Source organism: Ralstonia sp. 1B3 (genome assembly GCF_036631435.1).
The window spans coordinates 67,040-80,697 of the sequence record NZ_JAPNUG010000010.1 but is presented as its reverse complement, the minus strand read 5'-3'; the positions used below and the strand labels follow the sequence as shown (position 1 = coordinate 80,697).

The following is a 13,658-nucleotide window of genomic DNA, read 5'->3' as shown; positions in this document are numbered from 1 at the left end:
TGTCAGCGCAAGTCGGCAATGGCGATGTGGTCCATGTCGTGGAACACCTGGTTCTCGCCGACCATGCCCCAGATGAAGGTGTACGCCCGGGTGCCCACGCCGGAGTGGATCGACCAGCTTGGCGAGATCACCGCCTGCTCGTTGTGGACGAGGATGTGGCGCGTCTCCTGCGGCTCGCCGAGCATGTGGAACACGGCGGCGTTGTCCGGCAGGTTGAAATAGAAATAGACCTCCATTCGGCGCTCGTGCGTGTGGCACGGCATGGTGTTCCACAGGCTGCCGGGCTCCAGCTTGGTCATGCCCATCGAGAGCTGGCAGGTGGGCAGCACGTCGGGCACGATGAACTTGTAGATCGTGCGCCGGTTGCTCGTGGCCGGATCGCCGAGCGTTTCGGGCGACGCCTGCGCCAGCGTGATCGTGCGCGTGGGATACGCCGTATGGGCCGGCGCACAGTTGATGTAGAACTTGGCGGGCCGCGCTGCATCGTCGCTGCCGAAGACGATGTTCTGACCGCCCTGGCCGATGTAGATCGCCTCTTCATTGCCAACGGCGTGCCGCGTGCCATCGACTTCCACCCAGCCCGCGCCGCCAATGTTGATCGCACCCAGCTCGCGGCGCTCCAGCAGATGGCTCACGCCCATCGACTTGGCCAGCGATGCCGGCACCTCCACCGGCCGCGTCGCCGGCCACGCGCCGCCAACGATGATCCGGTCGATATGGCTGTACGTGAACTGAAGCGCATCGCGCTCAAACACCTGTTCCACCAGAAACTGCCGGCGCAGCCCCGCCGTGTCGAGGGTTTTTGCGTGTTCGCTGTGGATTCCTTGCCGCACTTCCATGCCGTTTCTCCGTTGGGATGCACCGGCATGTCCTGCGCCGCCGGCCGTTCTGGGTTGGATTGAAGCACAAAACAGAAATACGGAACGTCGATCCATATTTTTGAGATGAAGCCGAAATCAAGCTGGGTCACGCTGCGCCGCACACATTTGCGCCTGAGGGTAAACGATAAATCCACGACGTCAAAAAACATGGAACATCGTTCCACATCATCCGCTATAGTCACTCCACGATGTTGGACCCTGACCAACCGAGCCCATAGAGGCTCATGGAGGAGACGTGAAGATCAAGAAGGCGATTGACCGCATTCCGGGCGGGCTGATGCTCGTGCCGCTGCTGCTGGGCGCATGCGTGCATACGTTCGCGCCCGATGCCGGGAAGTACTTCGGCTCGTTCACCAACGGCCTGATCACCGGCACGGTGCCGATCCTGGCGGTGTGGTTCTTCTGCATGGGCGCGACCATCGACCTGCATGCCACCGGCGTGGTGCTGCGCAAGTCCGGCACGCTGCTCGTCACCAAGATTGCCGTGGCGTGGCTGGCGACGCTGGTGGCTGCGCAGTTCATTCCGGACGAAGGCATCAAGACCGGCATCCTTGCCGGGCTGTCGGTGCTGGCAATCACCACGTCGATGGACATGACCAACGGCGGCCTCTACGCCGCGGTCATGCAGCAGTACGGCACCAAGGAAGAAGCCGGCGCGTTCGTGCTGATGTCGGTCGAATCGGGCCCGCTCGTCAGCATGTTGATCCTGGGGGCGACGGGCGTTGCGGTGTTCGAGCCCCGGTTGTTCGTGGGGGCGGTGCTGCCGTTCCTGATCGGCTTTACGCTGGGCAATCTCGACAGTGAATTGCGCGAGCTGTTCGGCCGCTGCGTGCATCCGCTCATTCCGTTCTTCGGCTTTGCGCTGGGCAACGGCATCGATCTGCATGTGATTGCCAACAGCGGGCTCTCGGGCCTGCTGCTCGGCCTGACGGTGATCGTCATCACAGGCGTGCCGCTCATTCTGGCGGACAAGTTCATCGCCGGCGGCAACGGCGCCGCAGGGCTGGCGGCATCGTCCACGGCCGGAGCGGCGGTCGCCAATCCGGCCATCATCGGCGAGATGATTCCCCGGTTCAAACCCATGGTGCCGGCTGCCACGGCGCTGGTGGCCACAGCCTGCCTCGTCACAGCGATTCTCGTGCCGATCCTGACCGCGATGTGGGTGCGGCGTGTGGGCCGCGCGGCCCCGTTGCCCGAGCCGGAAACCGCGAGCCTGCCGCCCCAGGCCGCGCATCGCGAAGCCCATTTCTGACCCCGCCTGCGATGCAGCGCACACACCATCAGAGAGGAGATTGCCCATGCTGTTGCACACGTTTGTCCGCCGCATTGCGGGCGTTGCGATGACCGCCGCGCTCGCAGCCGGTAGCGCCCCCGCCCATGCGGCCACCGATGCCGACACGGTTGCGCAAGCCGTGGAGCGCCTGCGCGTTGCCATGGTGGCCAGCGATGGCGCCACGCTCACCAAGCTGATCGAGAACGATCTGACCTACGGCCACTCGTCGGGCAAGCTGGAAGACCGCGCGGCCTTCCTGAAGACGCTGGACGGCACGAATTCATTCAAGTCGATTGCGCTGACCAACCAGACCGTGCAGGTCAACGGCGACAACGCCTGGGTGCGCCACGTGTTCGACTCCGTCAACAACCTGCCCGACGGCAAGACGAGCACCGCGCATATCGGCGTGCTGCAGGTGTGGAAGAAGCATCCGGACGGCTGGCGCCTGTTTGCGCGCCAGGCCTACCTGCTGCCCAAAGAATGAGCGGCGCTGCTTTTCCCGGGCGGCGCCTGGCAGGCAAGACCGCGCTCGTGACCGCCGCTGCGCAAGGCATCGGCCGTGCCTGCGCCGAGCGCTTCGCCCGCGAAGGTGCACGCGTCATCGCCACCGACCTGCGCATCGATGCGTTGAACGATGTGCCGTTCGAGGTCCGCCGCCTCGATGTGCGCGATACCCAGCAGGTCAATGCGCTCGCTGCCGAGCTTGGCGGCATCGACATCCTCTTCAACTGCGCGGGCTTCGTACACGCCGGCTCGGTGCTGGAGTGCGATGAGGATGCGTGGGATTTCTCGTTCGACCTCAACGTCAAGTCGATGTACCGCACCCTCCGCGCGTTCCTGCCGGGCATGCTGGAACGCGGCGGCGGCAGTGTCATCAACATGTCGTCCGCCGCGTCGAGCATCAAGGGCGTGCCGAACCGCTTTGTGTATGGCGCATCGAAGGCGGCGGTGATCGGGCTGACCAAATCCGTGGCGGCAGACTTTGTGGCGCGCGGTATCCGCTGCAATGCGATCTGCCCCGGCACGGTGGTGTCGCCATCGCTCGCCCAGCGCATCGATGAGCAAGCCCGCACGCAAGGCAAACCGCGCGCGGAAGTCGAAGCGGCGTTCGTCGCACGCCAGCCGATGGGGCGCCTCGGGCAGCCGGAAGAGATTGCCGCGCTGGCCGCCTATCTGGCTTCCGACGAGGCCGCCTTTACGACGGGGCAAGTCCACCTGATCGACGGCGGCTGGTCAAATTGATACCTTGATGCCTTTCCCCCAACCGATCTGAGCTTTTCATGAAACTGCTGCGCTTCGGCCCCCAAGGCCAAGAAAAACCCGGCCTGCTCGATGCCACCGGCACTCTCCGTGATCTGTCGGGCATCGTCGACGACATTGCGGGCAACGTGCTGTCGGATGCATCGCTCGCCAAGCTGCGCGACGTGGACCCTGCCACGCTGCCGGCCGTCAACGGGCAACCCCGCATTGGCCCGTGCGTCGGGCGTGTCGGCAAGTTCATCTGCATCGGGCTGAACTACGCCGACCACGCTGCGGAATCCGGCCTGCCGGTACCGTCCGAGCCGGTCGTCTTCAACAAATGGACCAGCGCCATCTGCGGCCCGAACGACGACATCGAAATCCCGCGCGGCTCCGTCAAGACCGACTGGGAAGTCGAACTGGGCGTGGTCATCGGCAAGCCCGCCAAGTACATCGACGAAGCCAACGCGCTGGACTACGTGGCCGGCTACTGCATCGTCAACGACGTTTCCGAGCGCGAATGGCAGATCGAGCGCGGCGGCCAGTGGGACAAGGGCAAGGGCTTCGACACGTTCGGTCCGCTCGGGCCGTGGCTGGTCACGCGCGACGAGGTGCCCGACCCGCAGGCACTGGACCTCTGGCTGGAGGTGGACGGCCACCGCCATCAGAACGGCAATACGCGGACGATGGTGTTTGGTGTCGCGCAACTCGTGGCGTATCTAAGCCGCTGCATGAGCCTGCAGCCCGGCGATGTCATCTCCACAGGCACGCCGCCGGGCGTGGGACTGGGCATCAAGCCGAACCCGGTCTACCTCAAGCCTGGGCAGACCATGCGCCTGGGCATCGCCGGCTTGGGCGAACAGTTGCAACGCACGGTCTCGGCCGGCTGACGCCTAACCTTCCAGTTCGGCAAAGCGCTGCGCAACGAGGTTGCGCAGCCACTGGTTGCCGGCGTCCTGATGGAAACGCCGGTGCCAGAAGACATTGGTCTGCAACGCGGGCAGCTTGAGCGGCGGCGCCACGAACTCCAGCCCGAACGGCGGCGCCGCACGCTCGGCCAGCTTACGCGGCACCGTCACCACCAGGTCGGTCGTACTGACGATGTACGGCACCGCCACGAAGTGCGGCACCGAAAAGCGCGCCGACTGCGTGATCCCCGCCTTGTCGAGCAGCGGCCCGATCGCGCTGTACGGGCTGGCCGAACTCGCCACCACCAGGTGCGACGCTGCGCGAAAGCGCTCCAGCGTGAGCTTGCCCTCCGACAGCGCATGGCCGCGCCGGAACATCGTCACGTAATCCTGCCGGAACAGGCGGCGCTGGAAGAGGCTCTCGCCGGAAAGATCATCGAACGCGCCGATCGCAAGGTCGATGGCGCCAGCCTCCATTTCGGCCTTCATGTCGAACCCGCCCGCACGCAGCGTGTCGAGCCGCACACCTGGTGCCTGCTCGGCACACAACTGCGCGAGCACCGGCATGAAATACACCTCGCCGACATCGCTCATGGCAATCGTGAAGGTGCGCGTGGAAGTGGCCGCCTCAAAATGCGTGCGCTGGCCGAAGGCGCGCTGCAGCGTGTCGAGCGCCATCGCCACCGGTTCGGCCAATTGCTCGGCAAGTGCGGTCGGCATCATGCCGCGCGGGGTGCGCACGAAGAGTTCGTCGTCGAAAGTCTGGCGCAGGCGCGACAGCGCGTTGCTTACCGCCGGCTGCGACAGGCCCAGCCGCTCGGCCACGACGGAGATGCGCTTTTCGCGCAGGATTTCCTGAAACAGCACCAGCAGGTTCAGGTCGACATCCCGCAGGTTGAGCATGGCAGCGCCCCAACATTCACAATTTCAATAGCGTTCATTCTCGCATTGATATTCCAAATTTTCATCCGATCCGGACAATACGCGCATACCAAGAATCCAAAACAGAGCGGCAACGCCGCCACCGGAGACCACCATGCGCCCTGCCCCCGCTGCTCATGAAGCGCCATCCACGCCCATCGACCTCGCCCGCCTGATCGATCAAGGCAAGGTCGGCGGCTTCCAGATCCTGCTGCTCGCCATCTGCGGTCTGTGCCTGATCATCGACGGCTTTGATGTGCAGGCCATGGGCTATGTGGCGCCCGCCATCATCAAGGACTGGAACATCACCAAAGCGAGCCTCGGGCCGGTGTTCGGCGCGGGGCTGTTCGGCATGCTGGTCGGCTCGCTGGTGTTTGGCGTGCTGGGCGACCGCTTCGGGCGGCGGCCGGTGCTGATCGTTGCGACCTTCTTTTTGCAGCGTGCATGCTGGCCACCACGCAGGTGGAAACGGTGCAGGCGCTGCTGGTGCTGCGCTTTATCACGGGCCTGGGGCTGGGTTGCATCATGCCCAACGCGATGGCGCTGGCCGGCGAGTTCAGCCCCGCACGCACGCGCGTGACCTGGATGATGCTCGTGTCATGCGGTTTTACCGTCGGCGCGGCACTCGGCGGCTTTGTGAGCGCAGCGCTGCTTTCACGCTTCGGCTGGCAGTCGGTGTTTCTGGTGGGCGGCCTTGTACCCTCGCCATTGGCGTGATGATGGTGCTGTGGCTGCCGGAATCCCTCCAATACCTCGTGCTCAAGGGTGATTCGCAGACGCGCCATCAACGTCTGGCTCGCTGGCTGGGCAAGCTCGCCCCGCAACTGCAGGTGAACGCGCAGACGCGATTCGTGGTGCCCGAGGCGCCGGCGCGGGGCATGCCGGTCTCGGCGCTCTTCACGGAAGGCCGCGCCAAGGTCACGCTCGTGCTGTGGGTCATCAACTTCATGAACCTGATCGACCTGTACTTCCTGTCGAACTGGCTGCCGACGCTGATTCGCGATGCCGGTTACCCGACGGATACCGCTGTGCTGGTCGCCACCGCGCTGCAGGTAGGCGGTGTGATCGGCACGCTCACGCTGGGCCGGCTGATCGATCGCCTGGGCTTTGTGCGCGTGCTGGCCGTGTGCTTCCTGATCGCCTGCGTCACCGTCGGGCTGATCGGCCATGTGGCGGCTGCGCTGCCCGTGCTGGTGGCGGTGGTGTTCGTGGCGGGCTTCTGCATCGTCGGCGGACAGCCTGCGGTAAATGCGCTGGCCGCCACGTATTACCCCACCACGCTGCGCGCCACCGGCATCGGCTGGAGCCTGGGCGTGGGCCGCATCGGCTCCGTCATCGGCCCGGTAATCGGCGGACAACTGATTGCCATGCAGTGGAGCGGCCCCGCGTTGTTCTCGGCCGCGGCGGTGCCGGCGATGATGTCATTCGGCATGGTGCTGGCGCTTACGCTGGCCGCCAGTGGCCCGGACGCCGCACGCTTTGCCTCACGTCGCGCAACCAGCAAGCCCGCCTGATGGCCCGGTAACGACTACGCTTTCCCTGAAGACGCTCCTGACTTTTTCTCCAAGGACTTCACCATGAATATGCTCGCCCCGACGGTCAAGAACGCATTCACCCCGCGTCGCTGGACCGGCCCGCCTACCAGAGCGGCTTCGGCAACGAGTTCGCCACCGAAGCCCTGCCCGGCGCGCTGCCGCACGGCCAGAACTCCCCCAGAAGGCGCCGTATGGCCTGTATGCGGAGCAGATTTCCGGCACGGCGTTCACCGCCCCGCGCGCGCACAACCGCCGCTCGTGGCTGTATCGCATCCGTCCGGGCGCCGTGCATCTGCCGTTCGAGGCCATGGCGCAGGGACGCTTCCACAGCAACTTCAACGAGGTGCCGCCCTCGCCCAACCAACTGCGCTGGGACCCGCTGCCCGCACCTGCCGCCGGCACTGATTTCATCGACGGCATCGTCACCTTCGCCGGCAACGGCGGGCCGGACGCGCAAACCGGCTGCGGCATCCACCTGTACGCCGCCAACGCGTCAATGACCGACCGCTTCTTCTACAACGCCGACGGCGAACTGCTGATCGTCCCGCAGCAAGGCCGCCTGCGCCTGCTGACGGAGATGGGCGTGGTCGATGTCGAGCCGCTGGAGATTGTCGTCATCCCGCGCGGCGTGCGCTTCCGCGTCGAACTGCCGGATGGCGACGCGCGCGGCTACATCTGCGAGAACTTCGGCGCGCTCTTCCGCTTGCCGGACCTGGGCGTCATCGGCTCGAACGGCCTGGCCAACCCGCGCGACTTCCTCACCCCGCACGCGTGGTACGAAGACCGCGAGGGCAATTTCGAACTCGTCGCAAAATTCCAGGGCAGCCTGTGGAGCGCGAAGATCGGCCACTCGCCGCTGGACGTCGTGGCCTGGCACGGCAACCTCGCGCCGTACAAGTACGACCTGCGCCTGTTTAACACCATCGGGTCGATCAGCTACGACCATCCGGACCCGTCGATCTTCCTGGTGCTGCAAAGCCCCTCCGCCACGCCGGGCGTGGACACGATCGACTTCGTGATCTTCCCGCCGCGCTGGCTGGCCGCCGAAAACACATTCCGCCCGCCCTGGTTCCACCGCAACGTCGCGAGCGAATTCATGGGCCTGATCCAGGGCGTGTACGACGCCAAGGCCGAAGGCTTCGTGCCTGGAGGCGCCAGCCTGCACAACTGCATGAGCGGCCACGGCCCCGACGCCGACACGTTCGAGAAAGCCAGCAACGGCGACACCACCAAGCCGCACAAGGTCGACGCAACGATGGCCTTCATGTTCGAAACGCCAGCCGTGATCCGCCCCACGCGCTTCGCAGCGGAATCGGCGCAACTGCAAGCCAAGTACTTCGAATGCTGGCAAGGCCTGAAGAAGCATTTCGACCCGACCAAGCCCTAAGAACTTCGCCTTGGCGCCAACGCGAGCATCCAGAAGGTGTGGCCGTACCTTGCCCTAGATGGCGCCTTGAATTTTCGTAAGCGGGCGGAAAAAGAAGGACCGCTGTCTGAGCGCAGCGAGTTTCGGTCCTTCTCCGCCCGGTTACGGAAATTCAAGGAATCTTTCGCCATCTCGGGCGCGTCTTTGCTTACTTTCTTTGGCAAGACAAAGAAAGTGAGTCGGCCCCGGCAGGGTGAAACAAGGGATGCACCAGCAACGTCAAGCAATAACCGACTCAACAAACAAACCATCGCCCCATCATGACCACCCGCCAACTAAGCTGGCTAGAATCCGCCAACACCCCCGACACCCACTTCCCCCTGGAAAACCTGCCCTTCGGCATCTTCTCCACCAAAGAAAACCCGTCGCCGCGCGCAGGCGTAGCCCTGGGCGATCAGGTCATCGATCTCGGCGTGCTGGATGACGCCGGCCTGCTCCCCGCAGCAACACGCGGCACATTCCGCACCGGCAAACTCAACACATTCATCGCCCTTGGCAAGCCCGTGTGGGCAGAAACACGCAAGAAGCTGCAGGCGCTGTTCAGCGTGGCCGACACCCACGTGCGCGACAACGCCACGCTGCACGCCCGCGCGCTGGTGCCGCAGGCGCATGCGGTGATGCATCTGCCGATCGACATCCCCGGCTACACGGATTTCTACTCATCGAAAGAACACGCCACCAACGTCGGCCGCATGTTCCGAGATCCCGAGAACGCGCTGCTGCCCAACTGGCTGGAAATCCCGATCGGCTACAACGGCCGCGCCAGCTCCGTGGTGGTGAGCGGCACACCGCTGCACCGCCCGATGGGCCAGATCAAGCTGCCCGACCAGCCGCGCCCGATCTTCACGGCCTGCCGCAAGCTGGACTACGAGCTTGAGATGGCCTTTGTAGTCGGCAAGCCCAGTGCGCTGGGTGAACCGGTTTCCGTGGACGCCGCACCCGACTACATGTTCGGCGTCGTGCTGCTCAACGACTGGAGCGCGCGCGACATCCAGCAATGGGAATACGTGCCGCTCGGCCCGTTCAACTCGAAGGGCTTCGGCACATCGATCTCGCCGTGGATCGTGACGATGGAAGCGCTGGAGCCGTTCCGCGTGGCCAACCCCGCGCAATCGCCTGAGCCGTTGGAATACCTGCGCCAGAGCCGGCCGAACGCCTACGACATCGCCCTCGAAACCGCGCTGCGTCCGCACGGCGGGGAGCGCACCACGATCGCGCGCACGAATTTCCGCGCGATGTACTGGACGATGGCGCAGCAGCTTGCGCACCACACCGTGTCCGGCTGCAACGTGCGCGTGGGTGACCTGATGGGCTCGGGCACCATCAGCGGAACGACGCCAGATTCCTACGGCAGCCTGCTGGAGCTGACTGTCAACGGCAAGCAGCCGCTGGACCTCGGCAACGGCACCACGCGCGCCTTCCTGGAAGACGGCGACGAAGTCACCATGACGGGCTGGTGCCAGGGCAATGGCTATCGCGTGGGCTTTGGGGAAGTGCGCGGCGAGATTCTGCCGGCGCGCAGTGTGAAGTAACGCGGTGTGGAGCGACGGATTAACAGTCCGCCGCTCGCATCATTCCGTCTTTGCCGCCAGCGCAGCAAGCATCGCGTCGCCCACGACATGCGCGCCGCTGGCCTTGAGCGCCTCGCCAGCGCCGCGTGCATCGCGCGCTTCCCGGTTCTGGCCGAGCTTGAGCTTGCCCTCAAGGCGCGTGATCTCGATCTCGATGCCGACAATCACCTTCAGCAACTCATCGATGTAGTCGGCAGGCGCGTCCGACATCTTCCACGGCTTAGGCTGCGCGGCCTCATGCGCGCGCGTCAGGCGAGCCACCACGCCGCGCACGAAACGCGCGTCGTCACACACGGTGATACGGCCATGCGCATGCACCACGCGATAGTTCCAGGTCGGCACATCCTTGTGGTGCTCGTGCTTGCTCGGATACCACGTCGGCGAGATGTACGCATCGCCCGCGCGGAAGATGACCAGCACTTCATCGCCGTTGGCGACGTCTTTCCACACCGGGTTGGCGCGCGCCACGTGGGCATGCAGCACGCCAAGCTGGCCCTCTTCGGGCAGCAGCAAGAACGGAATGTGGTTCGCATCCAGCCCCTGCTCGCCATGCGTGACGAGCGTCCCGAACGGGTTCTGCGCGATCAGGTCGTGCAACGCGTCAGGACGCGATTCTTCAAAGTGGGCGGGGATGTACATGGCGACTCCGGCAACGATCGTGCAATCGAACAGGAAAGCGCCCATTCTGAACCAGAACGTGGCTCCAAAATAGAGCCAGATTCAGGCAAATTATTAGAGCCAGCCTAGTCGCGCAGCAGGTTCTTGGCGATGATGAGCTGCTGGATCTGCGTGGTGCCTTCGTACAGGCGCAGCAGACGCACATCGCGATAGAAGCGTTCGGCCTTGTACTCGGCAATGTAGCCCGCGCCACCGTGAATCTGCACCGCCCGATCCGCCACGCGACCGACCATCTCGGTGCAGAACATCTTGGTGCAGGACGCCAGCATGCTGATTTCGTGGTCCTGTTTTCCGATGGGCTTGGCGTCGTAGCGGCGCGCGCAGTCGCGCACCATCGACATGCCGGCGTACAGCTCCGCCTGGCTGTCGGCCAGCATGGCCTGGATCAACTGAAAGTCTGCGATGGGCTGGCCGAACTGCTTGCGCTCCTTGGCGTAGGCCACTGCGTCGGTCAGCAGCCGGTGCGCCATGCCGCATGCCAGCGCCGAGATGTGCAAGCGGCCGCGGTCCAGCACCTTCATCGCCGTCTTGAAGCCCTGCCCCGCCACGCCGCCAATGATGTTGGCCGCCGGCACGCGCACGTTATCGAGCATGACATCGCAGGTCTTGGTGCCGCGCTGGCCCATCTTCTTGTCGGCCTTGCCGAGCGTGATGCCCGGCGTATCGGCCGGCACGATGAAGGCGGAGATGCCGCCCGCGCCCTCGCTGCCTGTGCGCGCCATCAGCGTGAACGCCCCGGCGCGCGGCGCGTTGGTGATGAAACGCTTGGTGCCGTTGATGACGTAGTGATCGCCGTCCAGCGTGGCCCGCGTCTGCAGCGATGCGGCGTCCGAACCCGCGTTCGGCTCCGTCAGCGCGAACGAGACGATCAGCTCACCGCTGGCAATGCGCGGCAGATAATCGCCCTTCTGCGCATCGGTGCCGTCCATCAGGATGCCCTGCGAGCCAATGCCGACGTTGGTGCCGAACACCGAGCGGAAGGCCAGCGCCGTGTGCCCGAGGTCGTACACCACCTCGCATTCCTGGCCCATCGCCAGGCCAATGCCGCCGTACTCCTCCGGAATCGACAGGCCGAACAGGCCCATCTCTTTCATGTCGGCAACGATGTCGGCGGGCACGTCATCCTCTTCCTCGAGGATGTTTTCCGCCGGCATGAGCCGTTCCTGGATGAAGCGCTGCACCGATTGCTGCAGCAGGCCGAAGGATTCGTCGTCGAGCGCCATGTCGCTGGTTCCTGGGGATGTTCCGGCCGATGTTACCGGGTTGGCACGTTTTGACAATCCGGGCCGGCATCAACAGAATGTCGAGTCTCATTCACCAATCTGGCGGGCCGTCATGGATCTGAATGCGCTCAAGCTGTTCGTGGAAATCGTCGACGCGGGCAACCTGTCGGCGGCGGCACGCCGGCTGCAGACCACGCGCTCGAACGTAAGCCACCGGCTGAAGGCGTTTGAGCGCGCACTGGGCGTGCAACTGCTGCGCCGGACCACGCGCCGCGTGGAACCCACGGAGGTGGGCGCCGGCATCTACGAACACGGCCGAAGCATCCTGCGCGAAATGGCCGCCGCCGACGCGCTCGTCTCGTCGCTCGGCAAGTCGTTGCAAGGCAGCGTGCGGCTGTCGGTGCCGACGGGGTTGGGGCATTTGCTGGTGTCGCCGCTGCTGGTGGCCTTCAAGCGTGCGTATCCGGACATCCGGCTGGATGTGCGGTTCGACAACCGCGTGTCCGACCTGATTGGCGAGGACGTCGACGTGGCGCTGCGCATCGTCTCCAACCCGCCGGAATCGCTCGTCGCCACGCTGCTCGATGAAGTCGACTGGGTGCTGTGCGCCGCGCCGGACTACTTGGCCGTGCATGGCGTGCCGAAGACGCTCGACGCCCTCGCAGCCCACACCATCGTCAGCGCGCCGGCCGTCGGACAACCGTTGCGGCTGTCGGCGCAACTGGGCGATGAGCGGACACTCGTGACGCTGGACCCGGGCGTCTCGTCCGACAATTACCTGTTCCTGCAAGCCGCCGTGCGTTCGGGCAATGGGCTCGGAATCCTGCCCTATTACGCCGCAGCCGATGATCTGCGCGACGGCCACGTCAAACGCGTGCTGCCCGCGTATCGGTTCAGCGTGTTTGGCAGCCGCCTTTACATGCTGGCAATGCCGAGTCGATACCGCACACTCGCGACGCGGCATTTGCTCGACTTCCTGAAAGACGGTCTGCAAGGCAAGTTGCCGCGCCTGCCCCGCAAGGGGCACGCCTGATTACGCTTCCAGCGGCATCAAGCCCGGCAACTGCGCAAAGCAGATGGACTTGGCCGTCTCGATAAAGTCCTGCGCAAACGGCGCCTGCGCATAGTCGCGCGTCATGGCGGCGTAGAGATCGCTCCACAGGCCTTCCTTGCCGACACGCTTGGCCACCACGTATTCGTAATCGACGTAATTCTTGATGCCCCAACTCGGCAGCGCGGCCAGCCCGCGGCGGCTGGCAACGAGCTGCAGCACGGCGATGGTCAGCTCTGCCGTGCGGCGGTTGAATGCGATGCCGGCCGGTGTCAGCACCTGGCGGATCAGATCGATGCGCTCTTCGGGCACGGGGTAGGTGATAAGCGTCTGGTCCGTAAAGTCCTTCGCCTCCAGCCACTTCTTGTTGCGCAGCGCGTGGTCAACGGGCAGCACGGCGAGGATCTCGAAGCGGAACAGCGGTGCAAACACCACGCCGCGTCGCATCTTGGCGTCGGAGCCGATGATGACGTCGGCGCGGCCGTCCTTGAGCAGCGCGAGCGGATCCGTGTGGAAGCCCGACACGAGGTCCATCTCCACTTCCGGCCAGCGCTGGCGGAAGGCGTCCATCACGGGCATCAGCCAGTCAAAGCAGGTGTGGCATTCCAGCGCGATGCGCAGCGTGCCGGCCGCGCGGCCCTTGATGCGTTCAAGGTCGCGCTCGGCGGTCTGGATGTCGGCGACGACCTTTTGCGCGAGTTCCAGCATGCGCTCGCCGGCTTCGGTCAATTCCACCGTCTGGCCCTTGCGGCGGACGACGGCCAACCCATAGTGCGACTCCAGCGCGCGCAATTGATGCGACAGCGCCGATTGCGTCAGGTGCAGCCGCTCGGCCGCGCGCGAGACGGAGCCTCCGTCGGCCAGGGCGATCAGCGTGCGCAGATGGCGGATTTCAAGCATGTTCGTGGGATTTCCAATATATGAATTTCATTCAACGTTATCGAAAATAATA

11 protein-coding genes and 2 pseudogenes are annotated in these 13,658 nt (G+C 64.8%); 8 read left to right on the top strand and 5 right to left on the bottom strand.

Annotated elements, in window-relative coordinates:
• Nucleotides 1-2 precede the first annotated feature (2 nt).
• A complete protein-coding gene (kduI, locus tag OWR21_RS02915; RefSeq protein WP_332394574.1) occupies nt 3-839 on the bottom strand; it encodes a 5-dehydro-4-deoxy-D-glucuronate isomerase in 837 nt (278 codons plus the stop codon).
• 277 nt (nt 840-1,116) lie between these two features.
• Between kduI and kdgT the strand changes: the two genes are divergently transcribed.
• Genes kdgT through OWR21_RS02895 form a run of 4 tightly spaced genes read left to right on the top strand, consistent with a single transcriptional unit; the run spans nt 1,117 to nt 4,283 of the window.
• Nucleotides 1,117-2,133, top strand: coding sequence for a 2-keto-3-deoxygluconate transporter (kdgT, locus tag OWR21_RS02910; RefSeq protein ID WP_027680125.1), 1,017 nt, complete (start codon nt 1,117-1,119; stop codon nt 2,131-2,133).
• 46 nt (nt 2,134-2,179) lie between these two features.
• Nucleotides 2,180-2,638: a nuclear transport factor 2 family protein gene (locus tag OWR21_RS02905; RefSeq protein WP_332394573.1), complete on the top strand. Its 459-nt coding sequence runs from the start codon at nt 2,180-2,182 to the stop codon at nt 2,636-2,638.
• The gene (locus OWR21_RS02900; protein ID WP_332394572.1) at nt 2,635-3,396 is read left to right on the top strand and encodes an SDR family oxidoreductase; all 762 of its coding nucleotides are present in this window, start codon (nt 2,635-2,637) and stop codon (nt 3,394-3,396) included. Before OWR21_RS02905 ends, OWR21_RS02900 begins: the two co-directional genes overlap by 4 nt.
• A 38-nt stretch (nt 3,397-3,434) precedes the next feature.
• A complete protein-coding gene (locus tag OWR21_RS02895; RefSeq protein WP_332394571.1) occupies nt 3,435-4,283 on the top strand; it encodes an ureidoglycolate lyase in 849 nt (282 codons plus the stop codon).
• A gap of 3 nt (nt 4,284-4,286) precedes the next feature.
• Here the strand turns inward: OWR21_RS02895 and OWR21_RS02890 are convergent, their stop codons facing one another.
• The gene (locus tag OWR21_RS02890; protein WP_332394570.1) at nt 4,287-5,204 is read right to left on the bottom strand and encodes a LysR family transcriptional regulator; all 918 of its coding nucleotides are present in this window, start codon (nt 5,202-5,204) and stop codon (nt 4,287-4,289) included.
• A 133-nt stretch (nt 5,205-5,337) separates the two neighbouring features.
• Between OWR21_RS02890 and OWR21_RS02885 the strand changes: the two are divergent.
• The 3 genes and pseudogenes from OWR21_RS02885 (at nt 5,338) to fahA (ending at nt 9,715) form a co-directional block, all read left to right on the top strand.
• A pseudogene (locus OWR21_RS02885) lies at nt 5,338-6,736 on the top strand (MFS transporter).
• Between the two features lie 63 nt (nt 6,737-6,799).
• Nucleotides 6,800-8,144 (top strand): annotated as a pseudogene (gene hmgA / locus OWR21_RS02880) (homogentisate 1,2-dioxygenase).
• A 299-nt stretch (nt 8,145-8,443) separates the two neighbouring features.
• On the top strand, nt 8,444-9,715 hold the full coding sequence (gene fahA / locus OWR21_RS02875) for a fumarylacetoacetase (RefSeq protein WP_332394569.1): 1,272 nt from the start codon (nt 8,444-8,446) through the stop codon (nt 9,713-9,715).
• Nucleotides 9,716-9,754: 39 nt separating this feature from the next.
• Here fahA and OWR21_RS02870 read toward each other — a convergent pair whose 3' ends face one another.
• Both OWR21_RS02870 and OWR21_RS02865 read right to left on the bottom strand, forming a co-directional pair.
• Nucleotides 9,755-10,393 (bottom strand): FMN-binding negative transcriptional regulator, encoded by a 639-nt coding sequence (locus tag OWR21_RS02870; protein WP_332394568.1) that lies wholly within the window; start codon nt 10,391-10,393, stop codon nt 9,755-9,757.
• 104 nt (nt 10,394-10,497) lie between these two features.
• A complete protein-coding gene (locus OWR21_RS02865) occupies nt 10,498-11,655 on the bottom strand; it encodes an acyl-CoA dehydrogenase family protein (protein WP_332394567.1) in 1,158 nt (385 codons plus the stop codon).
• A gap of 112 nt (nt 11,656-11,767) precedes the next feature.
• On the opposite strand from OWR21_RS02865, the gene OWR21_RS02860 reads away from it, so the two are divergent.
• A complete protein-coding gene (locus OWR21_RS02860) occupies nt 11,768-12,688 on the top strand; it encodes a LysR family transcriptional regulator (RefSeq protein ID WP_206272010.1) in 921 nt (306 codons plus the stop codon).
• On the opposite strand, the gene OWR21_RS02855 is transcribed toward OWR21_RS02860, so the two are convergent.
• Nucleotides 12,689-13,606, bottom strand: coding sequence for a LysR family transcriptional regulator (locus tag OWR21_RS02855; RefSeq protein WP_027680114.1), 918 nt, complete (start codon nt 13,604-13,606; stop codon nt 12,689-12,691).
• Between the last annotated feature and the right edge of the window lie 52 nt (nt 13,607-13,658).